We start from the raw sequence: 25,934 nt of genomic DNA on the forward strand, positions 1-25,934 counted from the left end.
CATTTGTCCTCATCTTTTTATTTAATCTCACTTTTCTCAATATATTCAAATAAAAAAGATTGCCCATTTCGATAAAACCGCGGGTCATATAAGCCGAGGCGATCCTCGTTATTGACGAGAACGACAAATGGGGCCCATTCATAAAGTGTTTTTGCCTCGGGACGTTCCTTAAATAATTGGTCTAAATTAGTATCCCCGGCGGACTGTAGAACATATTGGACTTTTGGGCCTGTGAATACAGTATCTTGAAAAATCATTACTTCATCATTTTTTTTTGTAATAACAGAGAAAGTCCACGGAATAAAGGCAGCAGACAGAGCGATTTGATCATAATCATTCTCATATTGCTTGTAAATAAAATACCCTTGTGATGTTTGAATGATGAGATGAAGAGCAATGAAGACCCATGCCATTTTATAATAATAAGGCGCTTTTGCTTTCTTTTTCTTCGATAAAATGAAAGCTATGCCTAGAATAGCCCAAAACACTAAATCGACGATAGGAATTGTTCCGAATGTAATCCTCTTCAAGGAAAAAGGTTCAAAATAGCCAGTTCCCCAAGCATTGAAAAGATCACTTGTATCATGGATAAAAACCGCCAGCCAGCCAAGTAGAAATAGTTTATAATCTTTTACATTAAAAAGCCATATACAAATGAGATAAAATAACAGTGCCCAAAAAGGTGTTAAAAAGATGGAGTGGGTAATGCCCCGATGCCACATTTGGTAATGGCCAGCTGTGTCCCAAAGCTTAGAGATCACATCAATATCAGGAATAAGGCTTGCTCCAACTGCTGTTACAAGATAGGCCTTTTTGTATTTTTTATCCAAATTTGTTTTATCGACAGTTCCGTATAATGCAAGGCCGAATAAGGTATGAGTAATCGAATCCAAATGGTCACCTCCAGCACAATTGTGAATTGTCCTTTCATTATAGAGACATTCTACCATTAAAGCTATTTTCAGTTAATAAAAAAGATCGTTCAGACAATATTTACAGTCTTGCAATCTGTTTTTTTAAAATGATAAAATTAAAGGTATGATTAAATTTGAGAGTCAGCGAGGAATTAACATGGGCAATCATTTAAAAGAAGAAGTTTTATCACGCAGAACTTTTGCAATTATTTCTCACCCAGATGCAGGTAAAACGACATTAACAGAAAAGCTCCTTCTATTTGGAGGCGCCATTAGAGATGCTGGGACGGTAAAGGGAAAGAAAACCGGCAAATATGCAACGAGTGACTGGATGGAAATTGAGAAACAGCGGGGGATTTCTGTTACATCTAGTGTTATGCAGTTTGACTATAACGGATCTCGTGTTAATATTTTGGACACACCAGGGCACCAAGATTTCAGTGAAGATACGTATCGGACATTAACAGCTGTAGACAGTGCGGTTATGATTATCGATTCCGCTAAAGGGATTGAAGAACAAACGTTAAAGCTTTTTAAAGTATGCCGAATGAGAGGCATCCCTATTTTTACTTTTATTAATAAATTAGACCGTCAAGGAAGATCACCCTTAGAGCTTCTTGCCGAGCTCGAGGAAGTAATGGGCATTGAATCATATCCGATGAATTGGCCGATTGGCATGGGGAAAGAATTCCTCGGCATTTACGATCGCTTTAACAATCGGATCGAGCAATTTCGTGTCGATGAGAAAGAACGCTTTATCTCATTAAATGAAGACGGGGAAATCGAAGGGGATCACAGTTTAAAGGCATCAGGGCTTTATGAGCAAACTCTTGAGGAGATTATGCTGTTAAATGAGGCTGGGAATGAATTTTCTGTCGAAAAAATAAAGGAAGGGGAACTTACTCCCGTTTTCTTTGGCAGTGCTTTAACGAATTTTGGCGTGCAAACCTTTTTAGAATCTTATTTGCAGTTTGCACCGCCTCCACAAGCCCGCAATTCAACTTCAGGTGAAATTGATCCTTTATCCGAAAGCTTTTCAGGCTTCATTTTCAAAATTCAAGCGAATATGAATCCTGCTCACCGTGATCGTATTGCTTTTTTAAGGATTTGTTCGGGACGTTTTGAAAGAGGCATGTCAGTCAATCTTCCACGGCTTGGGAAGCAAATCAAGCTTGCACAGTCAACGCAATTTATGGCAGATGACAGAAGCACGGTCGATGAAGCTGTAAGTGGTGATATTATTGGAATTTATGATACAGGAACATATCAAATTGGCGATACGTTAACGTCCGGTAAGGACAATTTCCAATTTGACCGCCTGCCGCAATTTACACCAGAACTTTTCGTTAAAGTTTATGCCAAAAATGTCATGAAGCAAAAGCATTTCCATAAAGGCATTCAACAGCTTGTGCAAGAAGGGGCAATTCAGCTGTATAAAACCGTTAGAACCGAAGATTTATTATTAGGAGCGGTTGGGCAGCTTCAATTTGAAGTGTTTGAACATAGAATGAAAAATGAATACAATACGGAAGTCATTATGGAAAGAATTGGTTCGAAAATTGTCCGCTGGGTTGAAGGCGATGACGTGAATGAGAACCTTTCAAGTTCACGGAGCATGCTTGTACATGATCGTTATGAAAAGAAAGTATTTTTATTTGAAAATGATTTTGCCCTACGTTGGTTCCAAGAAAAAAATCCAGATGTGAAATTATATAATCCAATGGATTCAGAACATTAATAAGAGCATAAATAAGTAATTTTAAAAACGGTTCTCTTATGGGAACCGTTTTTAATTTATTTTGTCTAGCTCCAGCGCCTAGCCCCTCGAGGTCATAAGCCAATCCATCAAGAAGGTTAAAGAACAAACCTTCTAGCTGGCTTGTCTTATGCTTGTCGGGGCTGAACAAGGCGCCTCCGCTTTTCTAGTTGACACAGTGTGAGAATAATATTATATTAAAATCATAATATTACTTTAGTGCTAAAAAGCGTTTAAGCGAAATAGTGCGAATAAATCTATTTGAATGCCTCAAATATCTAAGGAGTGTCACATCATGAATGAAATACAACCGAAAATAACGCTCAAGCCTGTTGAGGCATTGATCATTACGGTTATTATTCTCGGCGGAATAAGCAGTGCCATCATCTTTGCTGGTGTTGTACCTCATATTCCGATTGTTTTAGCCATTATTTGTCTATTATTATATGGACTAATAAAAAAAGTGAATTTGAAGGAATTAGAAGAAGGTTTAACAACTGGAGCGAAATCTGGGCTTGGAGCTGTCTTCATCTTTTTCTTTATCGGTATGCTAATAAGCAGTTGGATGGCAAGTGGTACGATTCCAACTTTTATCTATGCTGCGCTAGAAACAGTTGATGGCAAGTTTTTCTATGCGATTGCTTTTATTGTTTCTTCCATTATTGGAATAAGTGTGGGAAGCTCGTTAACGACGGCTGCAACGATTGGTGTTGCCTTTATGAGTGTATCCAATGCACTCGGTTTGTCAGATGCAATTACAGCAGGTGCTGTTATTTCTGGAGCATTCTTCGGAGATAAAATGTCTCCACTTTCAGATACGACTAGCTTAGCGTCTATGATTGTCAAGGTGGACTTATTTGACCATATTAAGAATATGGCTTGGACGACTGTTCCAGCCTTTGTCTTGTCAAGCGTCTTGTTTGCACTATTATCTCCTTCAGAAGCTTCCCCTAATTTTGCTAAAATCGTGCTTTTAAAAAATACGTTAATGGATCAAGGATATGTCCATTGGTATTCTTTACTGCCATTAATTATTTTAGCTTATTTAGCGGTGAAAAAAGTGTCGGCCATTATGACGCTTTCTGCGAGTGTCATCTCGGCTTTATTAATAAGCTTCTTCGTACAAAAAGATTTTGACATTACTATGATGATGAATCTTCTATATTCTGGCTTTCAATCAAACACTGGAGTACAAGATGTTGATTCTCTCCTTACAAGAGGAGGGATGGAAAGCATGATGTTTTCCATTTCGTTAGTCTTGTTAGCTCTTTCCATGGGAGGTCTTCTCGTTAAGTTAGGAATATTGCCTGCATTATTAGAAGGGATAAAGAATTTTATTAACAATATTCCGGTATTAATATCCTCAACAGCAGGAACGGCAATCGGTATTAATTTTCTGCTTGGTGAACAATACTTATCCATCTTATTAACCGGGAATGCATTTCAGGAGGCATATGAAAAAGCTGGACTCCATCCGAAAAATCTTTCTCGAGTATTAGAGGACGCTGGAACCGTAATTAACCCGCTTGTCCCTTGGAGTATTTGTGGAGTCTTTTTAACAAGTGTTTTAGGTGTTGAAACGATTCAATATTTGCCTTTTACTTTCTTTTGCTTACTATCACCAATTATTACTGTTTTATATGGATTGACAGGCCTAAAAATTACTAAAAAAAGTGAAAAAGCGGTTGCGTAATACCGCCTTTTCACTTTTTTGTCTTTGTATGTTCAGCTCGTGTCAAAAGTTGCAGGAAATTAATTGGAAATTATTTAGGAAATGAAAATATTTATCTTCAATTAAGAGCAAAATATAATATCGATATGTGGTTGGTGATGGGAATGAAATCTCTAACTAAACTGGAAGCGATATTATGGAGTATCGCTCTGCCCGGGTTTAGTCAGTTATTATCTGGACAATTATTTAAGGGAACTTTATTTGTCCTGCTTGAAATTGTGATTAATGTATATAGTAATTTTAATTTAGCTATCATATATAGCTTTATGGGAGAAATCAATCAGGCGATTGAAATTACGAATTTTCAGTGGTTGATGTTCTATCCATGTTTATATATGTTTGCAATGTGGGATTCTTATCGAACTGCTATGGATGAAAAAGAAGAGTTGTCCTTTCTTCCTTTCGTCTTTAGCGCCTATTTTATAACGGTCGGTTTAATGTATTCAACGAAAGTAACGATATTTGGAATATTAATTGGACCTGTTTTTTTCCCGATGCTTTTCTTAATTCCAGGCTTGTTCGTTGGATTTTTATTAAGGTGGCTTATTTTGTCCATCTTAAAACAACGGACCATTTAAAAATGATACATACTTAGTTTATTGGCTTTAACAAAGGAAATTGTTAAGGCTTTTTTCGTTTTTTAAAACTTTTTATTATTAAACCCCCAAAAATCGCCTATCCCTATCCGTACAGTTGTAGTGAAATACAGCGGCCGCTATTTAAAATACTACGAGGTGAATACGGATGAAATTTCTTTCTAACAAGGAACTAAACAAAGTGGGAAAGGCCACTTTAGCATTAGTATTAGCAGGAACATTTACATTTTCTACAATTCATGCTTTAGCAGCCGAAGATACAACTGACACCAAAAAATTCGCAAGGGTCAACCTTGAAAATTTAACACAAGAAAATACTGTACAAGCAGAAAATATAGATTTAGATATAACGACTAATGAACAAAAAGATGTGGAAGATGTAAAAAAACCTTCCCTTTTACCAGGCAGCTTTTTCTACTTTGCAAAAATTACTTTAGAAAAAGTTAAATTAGCCCTAACATTAGATCAGGAAAAGGAAGCAAAATTACTAGCAGAATTTGCCTCCGAACGTCTAGCTGAAGCAGAGGCCCTTTTAGTAGATAGCAAAGAAGAGGAAGCATTGAAAGTTATTGAAAAGGCTATTGAAAATTTAACAAAAGCTGAAAAAGAAGCGAATGACAATAAAAACGATACAACTAACGAGGAACCTACTAAAGAAGACAGTGAAAAAGATGAGCAAAATTCAGAACAGAAAGCTGTAACTGAAGAAGAGCCTTCGAAAGACAAAGTAAATGTGAAAGAAAAGGTTACAGTTGAAAATTCTGATGATGAATTACAACAACTTATTTCACAAAACATTATTGCTTTAAAAGCAGCTATGGAAAAAGTGAAAAATCCAGTTGCTAAAGCAGCACTGCAAAAGAACATTGAAAAAAGCTATGCAAAATTAGCTAAAAAGATTGAAAAACTTGATAAAAAGTATACAAAGGAAGAAAAGTCATTAAAGACGATTGTTGAAAAAACAACAGCAGAAGTTCAATTGATCAAAGACGAATCCGCAGTTAACTCAACTACCGAAACCGTAGAGAATAAAGTAGCTAAGGATGAAAACGCTACTGTTCCTGTGAATACAGTTAAAGAACAGGCGAAAAAACAAAAGCAAGAGAATAAAGCCAAGGCGGCTGAGCAGCATGCTGAAGCTAAAAAAGCTCATGAGTTAGCGAAGCAACATGTAAAGCAAATACGTGAGGAAGCGAAAACAGAAATAAAACAAATACGTGAAATTGCAAAACAAGAGGCGAAGCAAGCCCGTGAAGAAGTTAAACAACAGAAAAAGGAAATAAAAGAGGCTAGAATACATCAAGAACCAAAACAAAAAAACAAGGGTCATGAGGATATAGAAGATAAAGGAAACGGGAAAAACTAAGCAAAGAATCTTTTACTTTCAAGAACAACATTGAAAAGAGGACTTTAGTGAAAGGTTCTCTTTTCCTTATCAAATAGCTATCCCCCCTAAAAAACGTTCCTCACCAACGTATGATATAATGTGTTTTGGATAAAGAGGTGAGGCTATTGCTAAGCATGTTGTTCATGGTAAAAAAACGAAAAAGGACAATGGAAGAAACAGTTCATTTAATCCAGCAAGGTGATACAAAACTGCAAAATGAACTTATCCGTTCTTATAAACCATTTATAGCAAAAACAGTGTCATCTGTCTGCAAAAGATACATACATGAGTCAGATGATGAATTTAGTATTGGGTTGATTGCTTTTAATGAAGCGATACAAAAATATTCTCCCGAGAAAGGAAGTTCATTAATTAGCTTCTCTGAAGTAATTATTAAGAGAAGGGTTATTGATTATATTCGGACTCAGGCTAAGCATCAAAATTTTAAAATTGATTATAGCTCCACTGATAATGATGAAGATCAGAACAATGCTTCGATTGAAAATGAACTCTCAATTGATGATTTTAAAAGGAAGACTGATGAAGAATTAAGAAGGGAAGAAATCCTTCAATTTAACGAAGTTCTTGGACAATATGACCTTTCCTTTTCAGATTTAGTTCAGCAATCACCTAAACATGCTGATGCGAGAAAAAATGCCATGAATGTTGCGAAACTAATAGCAGATAATGAGGAATTAAAACAAATATTACTTGAAAAGAAAAGACTGCCAATCAAACAAATTGAGAATTCTGTTTCAATTAGTAGGAAAACAATAGAGAGAAATAGAAAATACATTATTGCCATGTCGCTCATCTTAATTGGTGATTATGTTTATTTAAGGGATTATATAAAAGGGGTGTTGGAAACGTGAAAACAGGCATTATTATGGAAATTAACGAACGTTTTTTAACACTATTAACTCCAGAAGGTGAATTTCTAAAAGCTCAAAAGCTTGACAGACCCTATCAGCTTGGTCAAGAAATAGATTTTTTTCCTCTTAATCATGAAGAGATAAAAAAGCCGTCATTATTATCCTTTTTATCAAACTTAAAAGGAAAGGCAGCTATTGCTACGGCAATAATGATCATGTTAATTTCTTTTACAATATTTCCAATGAATAAAGGTAATGAAGTCTATGCATATATGTCAATCGAAATGGAACCGAGTATTGAATTAGGTGTCAATGACAAGTTCCAAGTGATTGAAATTCTGCCTAACAATAAAGATGGGGAACAAATAGTGAATCAAATTCATAATTGGAAAAAGAAAAACATTCAAGAAATTACTAACCAGATTATGGAAGAGGTAAAAAAGCAAGGATTGATTAGCGAGCAACAAGAATTAGTTATTGCGACGACAAATGTTCAAAATGAGAAAAAAGAGCTAGAAGCCAAATGGGAAAAAAAGATAATTGGAATTAAGGAAGAGATTCAAAAAAAGAATATAGCAGTAAAAGTAATGGCCGCATCCCCTGAAGAGAGGAAGGCTGCGAAAGAAAAAGGCGTTTCCATAGGAGACTATAAAGCCAATCAAATAAAAAAAGATTCCAGAAACGAAAAAAATGGGAAGCAGAAAAATGGCAATAGCAATGGCAGTGGCAATAGCAATAGCAATAGCAATAGCAATAGCAATAGCAATAGCAATAGCAATAGCAATAGCAATGGCAATGGCAATAGCAATAAAAAGCCAACTAATGCCAATCATCAAAACAACACTGGAAACAGTCAAAGCAATGGTAATCATGGAAATCAGGATAAAAATCGCTCCGTCATTCCACCTGGCCAAGTGAAAAAAGAACAACAAGTCAATCAAAAAAACGAGATAAATAAGGCAGTTAAGAAACAGGAAATAAAAACAATCCCTCCGGGACAAGAAAAGAAAAAAGAACAATCCGGCAATAACAATGGCTTCCAGAATGGCAATGGAAATGGCAATGGAAATTCGCAATTTAAACAGCAACAAAATGGGAATAAATCTTCCGATTACGAAAATGGGTATGAAAAAAAATCCCCTTCTCAAAATGGACAGGAGAGAAATAATCAACCTGAGACTGAAATGAATGATCAAAACGAAAATAAACATTGGAAAGATACACAAGATAATCAGAATAATCAAGATAAGCAGAATGATCATAAAGGAAGAGAAAAAGACAACAAGTGGGATAATGAGGATTGAAATATTTATAACCATCAACAAAAGTCCGGTGTATGTAAACCGGACTTTTTTGTAAATGTATTTAAGACTCTTTACCAGCCATTTGTGCTTGTGCTTGTTTTACTAATCTTTTTGTAATTTCCCCGCCAACGGATCCATTTGCACGAGATACTGTATCTGAACCTAAATGGACTCCGAATTCTTGGGCAATTTCATATTTAACTTGGTCTAAGTATTGCTCAATTCCTGGGACTAATAATTTATTACTGCTGTTAGGCAAATCTTCTCAACTCCTATCCGATTTATAACAGAGGATCATTTGCTCTGTAATGGTAGTATGTTTTAAAATGGTTAATTCATAAGTGGAAATATTTTTACTTTAAGTATGAATTAAGCAACTACAATTAAATTATTGTATAAAGGGCGAAAATTACTTTCATTATTAGGGCATATTCTTTATGATAGAGGATATGAAAAAAAATGAAGGGATTTCTAATAAATGTGGAAAAATGTACGAAATCGGCTGGAAAGGCTATCACCCGCACAGGTTATATCAGGATATTATTTATTGGCAATTACTATTTCAATTTTATTATTTAGTATTCCAGCTGTCCGGAAGCCTGGGGTCGAAATCGCTTTTATTGATACGGTCTTCACAGCTGTTAGTGTAGTAAGTGATACTGGTTTAAGTGTATTTAATGTCTCGGAAACTTATAGTGTCTTTGGCTATTTTGTCATCATGCTCGTATTGCAATTTGGCGGAATTGGTATTATGGCAATAAGCACATTTTTTTGGATGCTTCTAGGCCGAAAAATCGGATTGCGTGAACGACGGCTTATCATGGCTGACAATAATCAATTCTCTTTATCTGGACTCGTTATATTAATTAGAGAAATAATCAAAATTATTCTCTTCATTGAGCTAATAGGGGCACTCATTTTTGGATTTCATTTTTTGCAATATTATCCGACTTGGAAGGAAGCGTTTCTTCACGGTTTATTTGCATCAGTAAGTGCGACAACAAACGCTGGAATGGATATTACAGGGGAGTCTCTTGTTCCTTTTGCTGGCGATTATTTTGTCCAGCTCATAACAATTATTCAAATCATCCTTGGGGCTATTGGATTCCCTGTATTAATAGAAGTAAAGGCTTATTTATTTAGGAAAAAAGAAGAGCTTGAACATCCGTTTCGCTTTTCTTTATTTGCAAGGTTAACAACATTCACTTATGGGATTTTACTCATTATTGGAACCATTCTTATTTATTTATTTGAATTTCAACATTATTTTAAAGACATGACCTGGCATAAAAGCTTTTTCTATGCTTTTTTCCAAGCAGCAACGACGAGAAGCGCAGGGGTTACAACATTGGATATTAATGAATTTACGACACCAACGCTTTTGCTTATGAGTCTTCTTATGTTTATTGGTGGATCACCTAATTCTGTTGGTGGAGGAATAAGGACGACGACATTTGCATTAAATATGTTATTTCTATATCATTTTGCAAAAGGAAATCGTGATATCAAAATATTTAATCGAGAGCTGCATCCAGATGATATTATGAAATCATTAGCTATTACCCTCTTAGCTGTTGTCATGTGTTTTGTTTCGATTGTCGCATTAAGTATATCAGATAGTCAGCATAAGCTTATTGAGATTTTTTTAGAAGTGTGTTCTGCCTTTGGTACAGTTGGCCTATCTATGGGGATAACTTCAGATCTTAGCGTCTTCGGAAAATGTGTTCTAATGATATTAATGTTTATTGGCCGAATTGGACTAACCTCTTTCTTATTTTTAATTGGTGGGAAAAGTAAGAAAGCGAATTATCATTATCCAAAGGAACGTGTAATTATAGGTTAAACAAAGAATCCGGGATATCCCGGATTTTTTGTTTGTCTGGCTTCATAAGGAACGCTTCGGCAGCATAATCATCGCACGAGTAAAAGCGCTAGCTTTTAGGAGGAGCTTCTAATCAAGGCGCTTGCGCTTTTCTTGTTAATCGGTACCCCTGCTTACATCATGTGTAGGGTGCATAAAGGGAACAGATTGAGGCTTCTTTTTCTTTTCAAGCAAATCCTTGTTTTCTGCTGTATTCCACCCAATATCGTTAGTGGGATGGACCCATTGATCACCAGCCATAATGGAAGGATCTGTTTCATCACTCCAATTTTCCAGTGGGGAGTTTTCAGATGCGTAGAAGCTATCTCCGATAATGACCCCATGCGAATTTTCAAAAGGTGCTTCCATTTTGATCCCTGTGCCTTTGAAGCTAGGCGCTTCGATTTGATGAGGCAGAGTTTCGTCTATACTAATTTTCTTCCCGGTCAATTCTTTATTTTTCTTCATCCATTTCACTCCTTTTTTAATTAATGATGAATTGCTTTTATGTTTTGTTTTATTAGATGTATTATTAGCTATTTACCTTTGAAATTTAAGGGAATATTAAGCATGAATGAAAATAAGCAGAAGGAAAACAATAAAGTGAAACTTCATTCAGTGGGGGGCTTCCTCTCCCACTGAATGTTAGTTGAACTTACCACGTTCAAGAGCGCCACGTCCTCCCAAAAGCTATGCTTTTGGTCGTGCGATGTGTTGCCGAAGTATACTTGTCCTGTGGCTTTCGCCTGACTAGGACATCCTGTCCGTCGTCGGGCCTATATGGGCTGTTAATCTCCTGCTGGGCATTTTTTTCAACTTCTTAAAGTTGGTGTCTTACAGCCCGTTAATCTGCGATAAAAACGTACTATTCCTTAGGAGGATGAAAATGGCGAAACGGAAAGCACAATTTGATGCCGCATTAAAACATACGAAAACCCCAAAGAAAAACTTAGAAGAAGCGGAGTTCTCTGCAGAGTTTAGTTATGGCGAAAATCCGATGAAAGGGGCAAATCGGAATTCAAAGCATGGGAGAAAGGGAAGATCATAGTGCCAAAAAATAAGGAAGCAGATCATAAAAAACAAACTAATGCTGAATTCGGTATGGAGTTTGGCGATATAAATGCCAGCAAGTTATTTGAAATTCCCTTTATGAATAAGGAAAAATATAAAGAAAAGAACCATAAATGCAAAGAGGAAAGCTCCCGATAATTGGGGGCTTTCCTTTTGTCTAGCTCCAGCGCCTACCCCCGACGTACAGGAAGTACTAGTGTCGACGATGCGACAGGGACGTCGCGCTTTTGTCGACCTCGAGGTCACAAGCCAATCCTCCCAGAAAGGTAAATAGCACCTTTCCGGGAGGATTGGCTTGTGCTTGTCGGGGGTGATCAAGGCGCTTCCGCTTTTCTATTAAAACTTAATTTTCAGCTGCAGTAAAAATAAGGGCTTTTTCGTTTTTGGCATCAAAATAAGTTAAGGAGGTTGTAGCTTTTTTCTCGATTTCACCTAACGTTAAATATTTATTTAGGTCAAATGTGAATTTATCAACTAAAGTATGCTTATAAATATCCTTTTCATTTAGTCCGAGTTGAACAAAATCTTGACCTAAACGGGTTGGGGCTTGGATAATTTCTTGATAAAATTTAGATCGATCTGCTTTTTCAATGCTGGATGAATTATCCCACCATGGTTTTCTAGGCTTATACTTTTGTTTTGATAAATAATCATATTTCATTAAGCCTTCAACGATATCCAAGTCTGAGATCTTTTTACTTTGAAGAAATTCGTAAAGGCGTTTAAATAAATCCTCTAACTGATGCCCAATTCTAGACCAGCCTCTCTCTTCCCAATAGCTTCCGAACTCTTGGAAGAAATCGAAAGGAGAAGTAAATACTTCTGACACTAAATATTCAACGGTAAAATCCATGCGATGGTCATTCCAATATTTCTCTAGGACATCCTCCACTTGCTTGATGCGAATAATGTCGTCAAAGGAAAGAACATTATTGCTAAGCATTTCGTATGGGGAATGGTCCATATAAACATATTTATGCTGCTCAGCTCGGATCCGAAGTCCTGTCCCTCTTAATAGTTTAAGAAAGCCAAGCTGCAGCTCTTCTGGCCTCATTGCAAAAACATCATTAAAGGTATTGCGGAAAGAATGATAATCTTCCTCAGGTAATCCAGCGATTAAATCGAGATGCTGATCAATTTTTCCGCCATCTTTAACCATTGTGACTGTACGTGTAAGCTTTTCAAAATTTTGCTTTCTCATGACTAGCTCATTCGTGAAATCGTTTGTTGATTGAACACCGATTTCAAAGCGAAATAAGCCTGCTGGAGCTTTTTGATTTAAAAATTCGATAACCTCTGGTCTCATAATATCTGCCGTTATTTCAAACTGGAAAACAGTCCCTGGCAGATGCTCATCTATCAGAAATTGAAACATTTCCATCGCATAGCTTCGACTAATATTGAATGTGCGGTCAACAAATTTGATCGTTTTCGCTCCGTTTTTCATTAAGTAACGAATATCATCCTTAATTTTTTCACGATCAAAGTAGCGCACGCCAACTTCAATAGATGAAAGACAGAATTGGCAACTAAACGGACAGCCACGGCTTGTCTCGATATACGTTACACGCTTAGAGAGGTGAGCTATATCCTCTTCAAAACGGAAGGGGGTAGGCAGCTCCCGAAGGTCAAGCTTATTGCGCTGCGGATTAATTTTGATCTCTCCGTCTTTACGAAAAGCAATTCCAGGAACTTCTTCAATTTTTGTTTCTCCTTGCAAACCAGATAGCAATTGCTTAAAGGTTTCTTCCCCTTCGCCAATGACAATATAATCAAAGTCTTTAACTTCCTTCATCCAGTCTAAAACATCGTAAGAAACCTCTGGTCCACCGACGACGATATGAATTTTTGAGTTGATTTTTTTAATCATATTAATGACTTTAATGGTTTCTTCGATATTCCATATATAACAGCTAAAGCCGATAACATCAGGATTTTTTCGAATTAAATCAGTCACAATATTCATGACTGGATCTTTAATCGTATACTCGGCAATTTCAATCGAAAACTCTGGAGCTGCAAATGCCTTTAAATAACGGATCGCTATATTAGTATGAATATATTTCGCATTCAAAGTGGAACAAATAATTTTCATATAGGTAACTCCTTTAATTAATGAAACAACAACATATTATTATAACTTATTGTTGACAAAATAGATAGAAGCGAAACCCTTCCATATATTAAATGGTAGAAATAGAATAAAATTAAGAGTAAAATGAGAAGAAATAATATTCAGACAAGGAGCAGTTTGTTATGAAGGTAAGTCTATTTGCTACATGTTTAGTAGATATGTTCCAAAGTAATGTGGGGAAGGCAACAGTAGAAGTTCTTGAACGGCTCGGCTGTGAGATTGATTTTCCGAAAAATCAAGTTTGCTGCGGTCAGCCCGCGTATAACAGCGGTTATGTTAAGGAATCGAAGGAAGCGATGAAAAGGATGATTGAGGCATTCGAAGGGTCTGAGTATGTTGTCTCACCATCTGGATCATGTGCTTATATGTTTCATGAATATCCGGCCATCTTTAAAGGAGATCCAGTCTGGGGCCCTAAAGCAGAGGCACTGGCTGAAAAAACATATGAATTAACACAATTTATTGTTGATGTGTTAAAAGTCGAGGATGTAGGAGCAAAACTGCAAGGGAAGGCTACTTACCATACTTCCTGCCATATGACGAGATTGCTAGGTGTAAAGGATGCGCCTCTTAAACTATTAAGTCATGTAAAGGGGCTTGATTATACTGAGTTGCCAAATAAACATAATTGCTGTGGCTTTGGAGGGACATTTTCTGTGAAAATGGCGCAAATATCGGAGCAAATGGTGGATGAGAAGGTTCAGCATATTGAAGAAACAGAGGCTGAATATATAATCGGTGCAGACGGCGGGTGTTTAATGAATATTGGCGGCCGTATTAACCGAAAAGGTAAACCAATTAAAGTGATGCATATTGCTGAAGTATTAAATAGCCTTTAAAAGGGAGAAAAATGGGGAAGAAAATCTAAGACGTCCCAGGCGAGATTCGAACTCACGACCTACAGCTTAGGAGGCTGTCGCTCTATCCAGCTGAGCTACTGGGACCTGAAAATAATTATAAACTTTCCTATCCAATGCAGTCAATTAATTAACTTAAAGAAAAAACGGACGCAAACTGGCGTCCGTTTAGGTTAATTTAGGAGCTTGTTTCTATAATATCGCATAGTGGCTATCGCTCTGATTCGCAGATTTTTCAGCTTCGTTGTTTTTAATTCGATCAACGGCTGGGCAAATGGAATCGCTATTTTGCTGGACAATAAAAGGGTAAGAAGGATAGATATTCCCGCAAGCAACAAATAGTTCTCCGGCTCACTAAAATAATCTTGGACACTGCTAACCCTGAATATGCGGACAAAGAATCCGTGAAGCAAATAAACATAGAGTGTATTTTTCCCTAACGTCGTAAAGAAATATTGGCCTTTTGGAACAAGAGTGAAAAAGCTAAATACCATTACTAAGCTTAAAAAATAAAACCCTAATCGTGTCAGCACTGCCTCAATCGCAGCTGCGCCCATTACCGTATATGGCTTTGATCCAAGTAACCATTCATGATTAATATCCGGAAACATATAAAAACCGATAAAAACAATTGCGAAAATGTTGATGGCGATAATTCTTATCTTCGCTGAATTAAGATAATAAAAATGCTCTCTCTTTATATAATATCCGATTAAAAAAAGTGGAAAGAACACAAAAGTTCTTGATAAGCTTAAATAATTTGTGATCCAATCAAAATAGCCCACTAATATCCCAATTGTAAAAGCAGCAGAAATCGAGAAAATAGGTTTATATTTTGTAAAAAGCCTAAGCATTAAATTCCATGAAAACAAGCTGATTAAAAACCACAATGACCAATGAGGCTGAAGAGGATCAACCTGAAAGGACGATTCTTTATTAAGAAAGTAATAAAATACTGAATAAATTACTTGGAAAATGAGATAAGGCAGGATTAATTTTCTCGTAATTTTAGCTACATATCCGTTTTTATTAAAGCCTTTTGCGAAATACCCTGACGCTAAAATAAACGCGGGCATATGAAAGGTATAAATGACTTTATATATCGTATAAATGGTTTTGCTATCTGCAATAAAAGATTGCAGAAAGTGACCAAAAACTACTAAGGAAATTAAAATAAATTTTGCATTGTCAAAGTAATACTCGCGCTTCTTCATATAGGCCTCCTCTTTTTAGACCCCCTAAAAAGATTCTTACTATATATACCCACCCTATCATAAATAAAACCTAAAAAATACGTGGAAATGACAGGGATGATTGCCTCATTTCCCCTCAATATGAATATTTACCCTTGAAAGCCTTTTTGTTTATACTATAATAAAATAATGAACTAGTAATAATGGTTTATATGAATACATAACTATTGGCTCATTAAATGATTGCAACTCATTAGACAAAGGAGGATTATATAGGATGAAAGGTGTGTTTATGACCCGTATAAAGAAAAAGGGGAAAAACAAAAAGGTCAAAAGAAATATTGATAAAAAGTTAAATAAAGCAATTTCCTTATTAGCAAAAATTCCTTTATGGAAAAAGTTAAAGCTTGGTCAAAAATATGGAGTCGCTTTGTTTATTACGATTGGACTATTTACCATCTCTACCTTAATCACATTCGGTTTTCTGTCTATTGCTAACAGCAAAATGGAGACGGTCAAGGATACAGGCGAAAAGGCGATTTTGTTTCATGACGTTGTAGCCATTTTTCATCAAAAAGGCACAGCCATTGGTAATTATATTATTGATTCTAATCCTAAGCATTTAACAACGTTTGATGGTTTATCAGAAGAGTTTAATAAATTGAAGAAAGAAATTAATCCGACCTTAACGACGGAAGAATCAAAGAAAATATTTACTGAAATTATCGAAAATGATAAAGAAATAACGAATATGTTCCACTTCACAATTAAACCAGAAGTAAAGCTTCAACATGTGAGAGAATATCGTCTTGGTAAACTAAAAGCTGATAATATTATTTCGGAAACGGTGGATAAATTGGAAGCATTAAGTACTATGCTGAAAACGGAACAGACAAAAGCAGTTGGCTCGGCAAGGTCTGCATTAATCTTAACATTAATCATTCTTGGAGTTTCTATTGTTGTTTCTGCAGCTCTTGGTATCGTAAGTATTCTCATTATTGGTAATATTATTTCGAGACAGTTTGGTCAAATCGTCCACCTTTCCAATGAGGTTGCTAGCGGAAATCTGAATATTGATGCAGTTGATTATGATGGAAAAGATGAAATAGCGGAATTAGGAAAAGCAGCAAACTCAATGAAGGAAAAGCTTCAGTCAATGATCCAGGAGATTTTAGCTGTTTCAAGTTATGTAACAGAAAAGAGCGGAGAATTAAACCTTGCCGCCAATGAAGTAAAAGCCGCCAGCCAGCAAGGAGCCTCAACTATACAGGAGTTATCCGGAGGAGCGGAGGAACAAGCTAAATCGGCAACATCATTAGCAAAAATGATGAATGATTATGTAGTTGATGTCGAAAAAGCGGCAGAAAGTGGATCAATGATATATAAGGCATCAGAGGAAGTCCTCTCTTTAACAAAAACAGGTGACGCCTTAATGGAAGAATCTAAAGCGCAAATGGCGACGATTAACGATATTATGAAAACATCAGTAGAACGAGTGAATGGATTAGACGAGCAAACGAAGCAAATTTCTAAGCTAGTTCAAGTTATTCATGATATCGCCAATCAAACGAATTTGCTTGCATTAAATGCCGCTATTGAAGCGGCACGTGCGGGGGAGCATGGCAGAGGATTTGCCGTTGTTGCTGACGAAGTGCGAAAGCTTGCTGAGCAAGTTTCATCATCTGTATCTGATATTACTAATATTGTGAAAGGGATCCAATTTGAATCTAGTCATGTCGTTACATCATTACAGGAAGGCTATTCTCAAGTTGAAAAAGGAACAGGGCAAATTCAATTAACTGGGGAAACGTTCCGAAGAATTTATCAAGCTGTCAACTTAATGTCAAACAATGTGAATGAAATATCTATGAATCTTGATAAAGTATCAGAAGCTACAACAATTATGAATCAGTCCATTGAAAATATTGCTGCTGTTTCAGAACAATCCGCGGCTGGAATTGAACAAACAAGTGCGGTCATTACCCAGACAAATCATTCGATGGAGGAAATTTCGGATAATGCCCAACACTTGTCAGAACTCGCTGATCAATTAAATGCAATGATTACTAAATTTAAACTGTAAATACCTAAAGGGGATCCCAATATTACTTGGAATCCCCTTTTTCAGTTCTAACAAAATATCAAAGAACTGTCACCTTGTTCCAGATTAAAGGAAGGGTTTTCTCCCAGTTTTGTAGAACTATGTATGTATGTTTAAATCCCAGCGGGAGGGAAAGAGGAAGTGAATATAGACAAGAATATACAAGCAGATATTCATATAGATCATCAAAATGAGAAAGAGAATGAAGGAAACAATTTTGCAAACATATATCGTAGTTTATTTGAAGAAGCACTAGAAGGAATAATTTTTTGGAAGGGCAAGGGGCAAATTATAAAAGCAAATAAGGCCGCCTGCCGAATTTTTGAATGTGATGAAGAAGTGCTCGTTACAAAGAGAATTCAAGATTTTATTTATTCGAATAAAGAAAAGTTTTATCAAATCTACAATAATATGCTTCAAAATGGCTCTATTCGGGATGAACTTGTGTTTCTGATGCCTAATGGACAAAAAAAAGCATTAGAATTTACGAGTAAATTACATACGGTCGAAGGCTTCCATATGACGATTTTTCGAAATGTCAGTGATACTCGCAAAATGGAAAGAGAGCTTAGAAAAAGTGAATTGAAATTTAGAAGGGTTTTTGAAGGTGCCTTCGAAGGGATGATTATTTGGAACAATGATTTTAACATTGTTGATATTAATCATGCTGCAGAGAAGATGCTTTTTGTCTCAAAAGATGATTTAATTGGTCATTCATTTAAAAACTTATTGTTAAAATTTCAGCTAACAAATGAAGAGATCATCGGGTATTATAATCATCTCAAAAATAGCGGCCAAACAAAAGGCACAGTTATTATTACCGGTAAATCTGGAGAAAAAAAGCATATTGAGTTTGCGGCTAAATACAATGTTTTTTCTGAATTGAACTTAGTAACATTTAAAGATATTACAGAAAAACTAGAGATTGAAGCTCAGCTGAGGAAATCCGATACGTTGCATGTAATTGGTGAGCTCGCTGCCGGAATTGCTCATGAAATTCGTAATCCAATGACAGCTTTAAAAGGCTTTATTCAACTTTTAGAAGACTCTGTGAAAGATGATCATTCTATGTACTTTAATATTATTACATCTGAATTACAGAGAATTGACTCGATCATTAATGAGTTTTTAATTTTAGCAAAACCGAAAGCAGTCAAATTTATTGAAAAAGATATTACGAAAATTATGTGGGAAACAGTTGAATTTTTACATGCTCAAGCTGCCTTACATAATATTCAGTTTCAAACAGCATATGAGAAAGACTTACCTCCTATTTATTGTGAACCAAATCAAATGAAAAAGGTTTTTATTAATCTATTAAAAAATGCAATTGAAGTTATGCCAAATGGTGGTTTTATCGATATTTCCATCAAATCTACAAAAGATGACTATATTCAAATATCCATTAAAGATGAAGGTACAGGAATCCCGAAGGATAAAGTTGAAAAACTTGGGCAGCCTTTTTATACGACAAAAGAAAGAGGGACAGGGCTCGGTTTAATGGTCACCTTTAAGATTATTGAAGAACATAAAGGAAGAATTGAAGTTGAAAGTGAATTAGGAGTTGGTACGATTTTTAATATATTCCTCCCATTAAAGTAATAATTAGTATAGAAAATGTCGAGAAAACTTTGATGGTGAATGCTGTCTAATTTTGCGAAACTATTTACTTTTTTAGTAATTCTTGTAATAATGCTAGAGGACACTATCTAGCAGAAATGAAGAGAATTGTATGAATAGATAGGATGGGGGAAAAAGGTTGGGACATATCTGTAAAAAATTATTGCTCCAAATTCAAGAAAAAAGGGAGAATATGATAAATTCTGCTAATAAATATGGCTACACGAGTGAAACCACCATTCGCTGCAGTCAAGAATTGGACCAATTAATTTATGAATATCAATTAAATATACATTTTAAGGACAAGCAAAATCAAGAAACTCATTATCCCTTTAAGAAAATGTTTCTCGTTTTTCCGGATGAATATAATGACCGGAAATACGAAATAATGACTTAACATAATTCCTATGGCGTTAATTCCCGCTATAGGTTTTTTTTTTGCTTATTTTTGTATAATCCAACCTCATTTGCCGGATTTATTTTCTTCAATTGTTAGTACTATGCTTGTGCCGGAAGTCATATAACGTTAATATATAGCTTTTTTAGAAAGAATAAAGGGAAGCGTTTTCAGGAAAAGGAGGGAGTTCAATCATGCACATTGTTGTCTGTGTCAAGCAAGTACCAGATACAAAAATCATTAAAATCAATCCAAAAACAAACACACTCGACCGTAGAAGTGCTCCGGCGATTTTAAATCCATATGATGCACATGCAGTCCAAGAAGCTGTGAGAATAAGAAGAGAACTAGGTGGGGGAACGATTTCTGTCTTGTCAATGGGGCCTCCACAGGCAACGGCAGTCATTAAGAAAAGTATTGAAATTGGGGCAGATCAAGGCTATTTAATATCTGATCGTGCCTTTGCAGGGGCAGATACACTCGCGACGAGCTATGCCTTATCGAAGGCATTGGAGCGAATAGAGAAAGAACAGTCTATTGATCTAATCATTTGTGGGCTGCATGCGATTGACGGGGATACTGGACAGGTTGGCCCTGGTATCGCAAGAAGACTAGACATTCCTCCAATTACGAATGTCATTGAAGTGACAAGTTTTAATACTTCAGAAAAAACAATGATTTTAAAACGGAAAATTGCGGGTGGATACCAATTAATAGAAACACAAATCCCGAGTTTATTAACAGTAACAAAAGAAATTAATGATATCGAATACCCGCCAATGCCTAATATGATTAAAGCAGCGCGGTATGAGCCTATCATTTGGACGGTCAATGATTTAGAAAATGTCGATCGAACCCAATTAGGGCTTAAAGGGTCCCCGACGATAGTCGGTAAGATGTTCACACCACCAAAGCCAGAAGGCGGGAAGAAGCTTGAAGGCAATGCGGATGAACAAGTCGCACAGCTGCTTGCTTTATTGGAGGATAAAAAGGGTTTGCTATTCGATAGCGTATAAAATATATTCATTTTTTTTAATAAAGGAGATGTCCTAATGTTTGAAGCCTATCGTGGTGTATGGGTGTATATAGAGGTTAATGAAGGGAAAATTGAAGAAGTTTCTTTAGAGCTGTTAGGAGCGGGACGGAAGCTTGCTGACAAACTGGATGTGCCATTATCAGGGATATTATTAGGTTATGACGTTAAAGGATTGAGTGAAGAGGTTATTTTCTACGGGGCTGATCAAGTATATGTCATTGATCATCCTGTATTGGCTGATTATCGGACAGAATCATATATGAAGGGCGTGATTTTTCTAGCGGAAAAATATAAGCCGGAAATTTTCCTATATGGAGCAACTTCCAATGGAAAAGATGTAGCAAGTGCGGTTGCAACAGATTTAAGTACCGGATTAACGGCAGATACAACGATGCTTGATGTAGATTTGGAAAAAAGATTACTTGAGGCAAGCCGCCCAGCATTTGGCGGCAATATTATGGCTACAATTCTATGTAAAAAGCATCGGCCGCAAATGGCAACCGTTCGACCAAAGGTAATGAAAGCACTTGATAGAGATACGAAAAGGCAAGGAAAAATTATTGAAGAGGAAATTTCATTAAAAGAGGAAGACATGAGAACGAAGGTGCTTAAAATTGTGAAAGACGTCACAAAAAAGGTCCGTTTAGCTGATGCCCATGTTGTTGTTGCTGGGGGCAAAGGGATGGGCGACTTGAAAGGATTTCAGCTTATACATGAGTTAGCGGAAACGATAGATGCAACAGTCGGCGGCACAAGGGATGTCGTTGAAGCTGGCTGGCTTCCCCATGAACAGCAGGTTGGTCAAACGGGAGAAACAATTACTCCAAAAATCTATTTTGCTATTGGCATTTCTGGAGCCATTCAGCATATCGTTGGTATGAAGAATTCGGAATTTATTATTGCTATCAATAAGGATCCTAATGCGCCAATTTTTGATGTTGCTACTTACGGGATCGTTGGCGATGCTTTAGAAATTGTGCCAAAACTAATTGAACAGTTTAAAGAGCTGCGCAAAGAGAAGGGCGGTGAAGTCAGTTATGTCTGAAAAATTTGACGTCATTGTAGTAGGTGCAGGACCAGCAGGAACATCATGTGCCTATACTTGTGCGAAAAATGGTTTAAAGGTTTTACAGATTGAGAGAGGAGAATATCCAGGCAGCAAAAACGTAATGGGCGGTGTGTTATACCGTAAACAGATGGAGGAGATTATTCCTGAGTTTTGGAAGGAAGCTCCATTAGAAAGACCGGTAATTGAACAGCGATTTTGGATGATGGATAAAGAATCGACAGTTACATTCGGCTATAAGGGGCTTGAATGGGGAGTAGAGCCTTACAATAACTTCACCGTTTTGAGGGCCCATTTTGACCAATGGTTTGCTAAAAAAGGGGTTGAACAAGGAGTTCTCCTCATTAATGAAACGGTCGTACTTGAATGTATTGTTGAAAATGGAAAAGTAGTCGGAGTGAGAACCGATCGTCCAGATGGGGATGTATATGCGGATGTGGTTGTACTAGCCGATGGGGTGAACTCTCTTCTTGGGAAGCAGCTTGGCTTCCATAAGGAGTTTAGGCCAGATGAAGTCGCACTTACTGTCATGGAAGTCGTGAATCTACCAAAGGAAAAAATTAATGATCGCTTTAATTTAGAAGATAACCAAGGTTGTACCATTGAAATATTTGGGGACTCTACTAAGGGGAATTTAGGAACAGCATTTATTTATACGAATAAAGAAAGCATCAATATTGGGGTCGGAACAACGCTTTCCAGTATGATTAACGCCAAGCTGCGTCCTTATGATCTATTAGACTATTTAAAGACTCATCCAGTGGTTAGACCATTAATGGAAGGAGGAGAATCTGCTGAATATTTAGCCCATCTTATTCCTGAAGGAGGATATCATTCTGTTCCAAAGGTAGCCGGAAATGGAGTACTCGTCGTAGGGGATGCTGCACAGCTCGTTAACGCCATTCATCGGGAAGGCTCCAATATGGCGATGAAGTCGGGGCAAATTGCTGCTGAAGCTATACTTCAAGCGAAAAAGCGCAATGATTTCAGTGAAGCGAGCTTAAATCATTACAGGGAAGCTCTGTACGAAAGCTTTATTATGAAGGACTTGGAAAAATATAAAGATGCTACACATGTTTTTGAACACTATCCACAATATTTCAAGGAATATGTGCCGTTAATGAATAAGGCAGCAAGCAAATTTTTTACGGTCGATGGCACTTCTAAAAAGGAAAAACAAAAACAAATTATGAAGAGCTTCACTAGTGAAAGGGGTACGATTAAGGTCTTCAAAGATATGTATCGCGCATGGAAGGCGGTGAAATAAATGTCAACGAAGAATATTGAAGAAAAACAATATTTAATTCGTTTTAAGGCGGACACGAAGTCACATTTAACCGTTATGGACCATGATATTTGTATAACAAAATGCCCTGATAAAATATGTACGATTTTTTGTCCAGCTGAAGTTTATAAATGGGAAGGATTAAGAATGCAGGTTGGCTATGAAGGCTGCCATGAATGTGGAAGCTGCCGGATCGGCTGTCCCTACCAAAATATTAAATGGGAATATCCGAAAGGCGGCCATGGAATTGTATTTAGGCTCGCTTAATTCCAAATTAGTAGAAACAAATTATAATAACTAATAATCATCCGTTTAATAGTACGGGTGATTTTTTTTGACTTTTAAAATATTTAGTAGGTATATTGATGTGTATTTGGATCTGAATCCTCAAAAAATATTTTTATTAATTGTCCTACTTTTAAATCTCTTAAATATATATATTAAAAGATTTATATTTTTAATAAAAATTAGGGGGGACAACATGAAAATTAAGAGGTCTTTAGCACTATTGTTAACAGGAGGATTAATAGCAGGTATTTTAGCTGGCTGTGGTCCAAAATCAGAATCTGGAAGTTTAGGTGAGAAAAACGATTCGACCGTCATAAAAATTGCTACACAGACTCCGCTCTCGGGTGGAAGTGCAACGATAGGAGAAGCCATTAAATTAGGTGCACAGCTTGGATTAGACGAACAAAAGGCTAAGTTTAAGGAATTAGGCTTTGAGTTGCAGCTTGTCCCATATGATGATCAAGCAGATCCAAAAAAAGGGGTGGCAAATGCACAATTAATAGGTTCGGATAAAGCGATTCTTGCTGTGGTTGGTCACTTTAACTCAGGAGTCGCAATTCCTTCTTCGGAAGTATATGAAAAATACGCTATCCCAATGGTTTCTCCAGCCAATTCTGCAACAGATGTTACTGATAGAAGATTAAAAACTGTAAACCGTATCGTTGCTCGTGATGACTTTCAAGGTCCAGCCGGTGCTGAATATGCAATTAACAAATTAAATGCTAAGAAAATCTTTGTTGTTCAAGATAAAACAGCATATGGCTCTGGTTTAGCAGAGGCTTTCAAAAAGGCAGCGGAAGAAAAAGGAGCTGAAATCCTGGGTTTTGAAGGGATTACGGTCGGAGAAAAAGATTTTAATGGTGTTCTTAACCAAATTCTTTCCAAGAAGCCTGATTTGGTGTTTTTTGGGGGAATCTATTCCGAAGCAGGATTGTTAATTAAACAGGCCCGCGAAAAAGGCATTGATATCCCATTTATGGGTGGAGATGCACTTGATGCTTCTACATTAGTTGAGATTGCTGGAGATGCCGTTAAAAACACGTACATTACTTCTTTAGCGGGAGATTCTACTAAATCAGAAGAAGGTAAAAAGTTTATCGAAAAATATAAAGCCGCATTTAACAAAAATACGGAATCCTACTCAATTTATGGCTATGATACGATGGGTCTTGTTTTAAAAGGAATTGAAGATGCGATTAAAGCAAATGATAATAAATTGCCAACTCGTGAGCAAGTAAGAGATGCCGTTCGTGGAACGCAAGACTACCAAGGTGTGATGACAAAAGTTAGCTTTGACGATAAAGGCGACAATGAGTTTGCTAAAGTGTTTATTTTTAGTTTCAAAGAAGCTGCCTATCCGGCTGAATTTGTGGGCGAAGTTGGGCAATAAAGAATGAATTGGATGAAAAGGGTATATCCCATTATATGGTGAGAATACCCTTTTTGTCTATACATTTGGGACAAGGAGGTAACGTATGCTGAATGAAATGATACAAACAATCCCTCAAGTTTTAATTGACGGCCTGACTTTAGGAGCTGTATATGCTGTTATTGCTTTAGGGTATACGATGGTTTATGGGATATTAGAGTTAATCAACTTTGCACACGGTGAGATCTTTATGACAGGTGCTTTTATCGGTACAGCGATTCTCATCGTTTTGACGGGAATAGGGTGGGTTTCAGCAGTGCCGGCAATTGTTATGTTGATTACGGTACTTTTATTAACGGCTATCCTAACTGGCTTAATAGGGATGGGGATTGAACGAGTAGCGTATCGACCGTTACGAAAAGCACCTAGATTAATCCCCCTTATTACAGCGATCGGTATTTCATTTTTATTACAAGATATTGTGAGATTCATCGCTGAATTAAAAAAAGGGAATTTTATCGTAACAGGACCGAGTCTTTTTACAAATCAACTTTCAATTAAAGCTTCCTCCATTAGCTCTATTTTTAACGACGCATCTATTAAAACATCATTTGTCATTGTGCTTGTAACGGCGGTTATTATGATGATTGGGCTTGACTTCTTTGTTAATCGAACAAAATGGGGAATGGCAATGAGGGCTGTAGCTCAAGATCGGGAAACAGCTTCCTTAATGTCAATCAATGTGAATAAGGTTATTTCAATTACCTTTTTTATTGGATCTGCTCTTGGCGGAGCAACAGGAGTACTATTTGCCGTCCAATACGGAACGATCGATCCTTATATTGGGTTTATTCTTGGATTAAAAGCATTTACAGCGGCAGTATTAGGGGGCATAGGAAATATTCGCGGTGCCATGCTGGGAGGGCTACTCCTTGGAGTAATGGAAATGTTTGCATCTGCCAATTTAACATTATTAACAGGTGGGATATTCGGTGCCGAATACAAAGATGTCTTTGCCTTTGCCATCTTGATTATCGTGTTGCTTTTTAAACCGGAGGGTCTACTTGGCAAACCTCAGCTTGAGAAAGTGTAGGT

The 25,934-nt window shown here is 36.7% G+C and carries 24 protein-coding genes and 1 tRNA gene; 19 read left to right on the plus strand and 6 right to left on the minus strand.

Annotated elements, in window-relative coordinates; genetic code table 11:
* Positions 1 to 17: 17 nt before the first annotated feature.
* On the minus strand, positions 18 to 893 hold the full coding sequence (locus F7731_RS06605) for a metal-dependent hydrolase (protein ID WP_151533974.1): 876 nt from the start codon (positions 891 to 893) through the stop codon (positions 18 to 20).
* 178 nt (positions 894 to 1,071) lie between these two features.
* Between F7731_RS06605 and F7731_RS06610 the strand changes: the two genes are divergently transcribed.
* The 6 genes from F7731_RS06610 (at position 1,072) to F7731_RS06635 (ending at position 8,561) form a co-directional block, all read left to right on the plus strand.
* The gene (locus tag F7731_RS06610) at positions 1,072 to 2,652 is read left to right on the plus strand and encodes a peptide chain release factor 3 (protein ID WP_151533975.1); all 1,581 of its coding nucleotides are present in this window, start codon (positions 1,072 to 1,074) and stop codon (positions 2,650 to 2,652) included.
* 313 nt (positions 2,653 to 2,965) lie between these two features.
* On the plus strand, positions 2,966 to 4,363 hold the full coding sequence (gene nhaC, locus F7731_RS06615) for a Na+/H+ antiporter NhaC (protein ID WP_151533976.1): 1,398 nt from the start codon (positions 2,966 to 2,968) through the stop codon (positions 4,361 to 4,363).
* Between the two features lie 143 nt (positions 4,364 to 4,506).
* Positions 4,507 to 4,980 carry a hypothetical protein gene (locus F7731_RS06620; RefSeq protein ID WP_151534418.1) on the plus strand — a complete coding sequence of 158 codons (474 nt, stop codon included), beginning with the start codon at positions 4,507 to 4,509 and terminating at the stop codon, positions 4,978 to 4,980.
* Positions 4,981 to 5,146: 166 nt separating this feature from the next.
* Positions 5,147 to 6,364, plus strand: coding sequence for a DUF5667 domain-containing protein (locus tag F7731_RS06625; RefSeq protein ID WP_151533977.1), 1,218 nt, complete (start codon positions 5,147 to 5,149; stop codon positions 6,362 to 6,364).
* 137 nt (positions 6,365 to 6,501) lie between these two features.
* The gene (gene sigI / locus F7731_RS06630) at positions 6,502 to 7,257 is read left to right on the plus strand and encodes an RNA polymerase sigma factor SigI (protein WP_246197162.1); all 756 of its coding nucleotides are present in this window, start codon (positions 6,502 to 6,504) and stop codon (positions 7,255 to 7,257) included.
* Entirely contained in the window at positions 7,254 to 8,561 is a 1,308-nt protein-coding gene (locus F7731_RS06635) for an anti-sigma factor domain-containing protein (protein WP_151533979.1), read from the plus strand. The genes sigI and F7731_RS06635 overlap by 4 nt, the downstream gene beginning before the upstream one ends.
* Positions 8,562 to 8,622: 61 nt before the next feature.
* Here F7731_RS06635 and F7731_RS06640 read toward each other — a convergent pair whose 3' ends face one another.
* Positions 8,623 to 8,820, minus strand: coding sequence for an alpha/beta-type small acid-soluble spore protein (locus F7731_RS06640; RefSeq protein ID WP_151533980.1), 198 nt, complete (start codon positions 8,818 to 8,820; stop codon positions 8,623 to 8,625).
* A gap of 219 nt (positions 8,821 to 9,039) precedes the next feature.
* Here F7731_RS06640 and F7731_RS06645 point away from each other — a divergent pair, with 219 nt between their 5' ends.
* A complete protein-coding gene (locus F7731_RS06645; protein WP_151533981.1) occupies positions 9,040 to 10,404 on the plus strand; it encodes a TrkH family potassium uptake protein in 1,365 nt (454 codons plus the stop codon).
* Positions 10,405 to 10,539: 135 nt separating this feature from the next.
* Here F7731_RS06645 and F7731_RS06650 read toward each other — a convergent pair whose 3' ends face one another.
* Positions 10,540 to 10,890 (minus strand): DUF3905 domain-containing protein, encoded by a 351-nt coding sequence (locus F7731_RS06650; RefSeq protein ID WP_151533982.1) that lies wholly within the window; start codon positions 10,888 to 10,890, stop codon positions 10,540 to 10,542.
* Between the two features lie 418 nt (positions 10,891 to 11,308).
* On the opposite strand from F7731_RS06650, the gene F7731_RS26365 reads away from it, so the two are divergent.
* Positions 11,309 to 11,470, plus strand: coding sequence for a hypothetical protein (locus tag F7731_RS26365; protein ID WP_170289645.1), 162 nt, complete (start codon positions 11,309 to 11,311; stop codon positions 11,468 to 11,470).
* Entirely contained in the window at positions 11,470 to 11,631 is a 162-nt protein-coding gene (locus F7731_RS26370; RefSeq protein ID WP_170289646.1) for a hypothetical protein, read from the plus strand. Before F7731_RS26365 ends, F7731_RS26370 begins: the two co-directional genes overlap by 1 nt.
* A gap of 205 nt (positions 11,632 to 11,836) precedes the next feature.
* On the opposite strand, the gene F7731_RS06655 is transcribed toward F7731_RS26370, so the two are convergent.
* A complete protein-coding gene (locus F7731_RS06655; RefSeq protein WP_151533983.1) occupies positions 11,837 to 13,588 on the minus strand; it encodes a B12-binding domain-containing radical SAM protein in 1,752 nt (583 codons plus the stop codon).
* 161 nt (positions 13,589 to 13,749) lie between these two features.
* On the opposite strand from F7731_RS06655, the gene F7731_RS06660 reads away from it, so the two are divergent.
* Positions 13,750 to 14,466 carry a (Fe-S)-binding protein gene (locus F7731_RS06660; protein WP_151533984.1) on the plus strand — a complete coding sequence of 239 codons (717 nt, stop codon included), beginning with the start codon at positions 13,750 to 13,752 and terminating at the stop codon, positions 14,464 to 14,466.
* 31 nt (positions 14,467 to 14,497) lie between these two features.
* Here F7731_RS06660 and F7731_RS06665 read toward each other — a convergent pair.
* A tRNA-Arg gene (locus F7731_RS06665) sits at positions 14,498 to 14,571 on the minus strand.
* Between the two features lie 86 nt (positions 14,572 to 14,657).
* Positions 14,658 to 15,698: an acyltransferase family protein gene (locus F7731_RS06670; RefSeq protein ID WP_151533985.1), complete on the minus strand. Its 1,041-nt coding sequence runs from the start codon at positions 15,696 to 15,698 to the stop codon at positions 14,658 to 14,660.
* 256 nt (positions 15,699 to 15,954) lie between these two features.
* On the opposite strand from F7731_RS06670, the gene F7731_RS06675 reads away from it, so the two are divergent.
* The 9 genes from F7731_RS06675 to F7731_RS06715 all read left to right on the plus strand — a co-directional run bounded on the left by F7731_RS06675 (position 15,955) and on the right by F7731_RS06715 (position 25,932).
* The gene (locus F7731_RS06675; protein WP_151533986.1) at positions 15,955 to 17,760 is read left to right on the plus strand and encodes a methyl-accepting chemotaxis protein; all 1,806 of its coding nucleotides are present in this window, start codon (positions 15,955 to 15,957) and stop codon (positions 17,758 to 17,760) included.
* Positions 17,761 to 17,919: 159 nt separating this feature from the next.
* Positions 17,920 to 19,380, plus strand: a complete 1,461-nt coding sequence (locus F7731_RS06680; RefSeq protein WP_246197148.1) for a PAS domain-containing sensor histidine kinase — start codon at positions 17,920 to 17,922, stop codon at positions 19,378 to 19,380.
* Positions 19,381 to 19,537: 157 nt separating this feature from the next.
* Positions 19,538 to 19,795 carry an aspartyl-phosphate phosphatase Spo0E family protein gene (locus tag F7731_RS06685; RefSeq protein WP_151533988.1) on the plus strand — a complete coding sequence of 86 codons (258 nt, stop codon included), beginning with the start codon at positions 19,538 to 19,540 and terminating at the stop codon, positions 19,793 to 19,795.
* A 194-nt stretch (positions 19,796 to 19,989) separates the two neighbouring features.
* Positions 19,990 to 20,811, plus strand: a complete 822-nt coding sequence (locus F7731_RS06690; RefSeq protein ID WP_151533989.1) for an electron transfer flavoprotein subunit beta/FixA family protein — start codon at positions 19,990 to 19,992, stop codon at positions 20,809 to 20,811.
* 36 nt (positions 20,812 to 20,847) lie between these two features.
* Complete coding sequence (locus F7731_RS06695; protein WP_151533990.1) at positions 20,848 to 21,876, plus strand: electron transfer flavoprotein subunit alpha/FixB family protein; 1,029 nt, start codon at positions 20,848 to 20,850, stop codon at positions 21,874 to 21,876.
* Positions 21,869 to 23,164 carry an FAD-dependent oxidoreductase gene (locus tag F7731_RS06700; protein ID WP_151533991.1) on the plus strand — a complete coding sequence of 432 codons (1,296 nt, stop codon included), beginning with the start codon at positions 21,869 to 21,871 and terminating at the stop codon, positions 23,162 to 23,164. The genes F7731_RS06695 and F7731_RS06700 overlap by 8 nt, the downstream gene beginning before the upstream one ends.
* The gene (locus tag F7731_RS06705) at positions 23,165 to 23,449 is read left to right on the plus strand and encodes a ferredoxin family protein (protein WP_151533992.1); all 285 of its coding nucleotides are present in this window, start codon (positions 23,165 to 23,167) and stop codon (positions 23,447 to 23,449) included. It begins immediately after the preceding gene.
* Between the two features lie 214 nt (positions 23,450 to 23,663).
* A complete protein-coding gene (locus tag F7731_RS06710; RefSeq protein ID WP_151533993.1) occupies positions 23,664 to 24,860 on the plus strand; it encodes a branched-chain amino acid ABC transporter substrate-binding protein in 1,197 nt (398 codons plus the stop codon).
* A gap of 85 nt (positions 24,861 to 24,945) precedes the next feature.
* On the plus strand, positions 24,946 to 25,932 hold the full coding sequence (locus F7731_RS06715; RefSeq protein WP_151533994.1) for a branched-chain amino acid ABC transporter permease: 987 nt from the start codon (positions 24,946 to 24,948) through the stop codon (positions 25,930 to 25,932).
* Positions 25,933 to 25,934: the final 2 nt, after the last annotated feature.

Origin of the sequence: Cytobacillus depressus (genome assembly GCF_008923245.1) — a bacterium.
In the GTDB taxonomy this organism is placed as follows: Bacteria; Bacillota; Bacilli; order Bacillales; family Cytobacillaceae; genus Cytobacillus; species Cytobacillus depressus.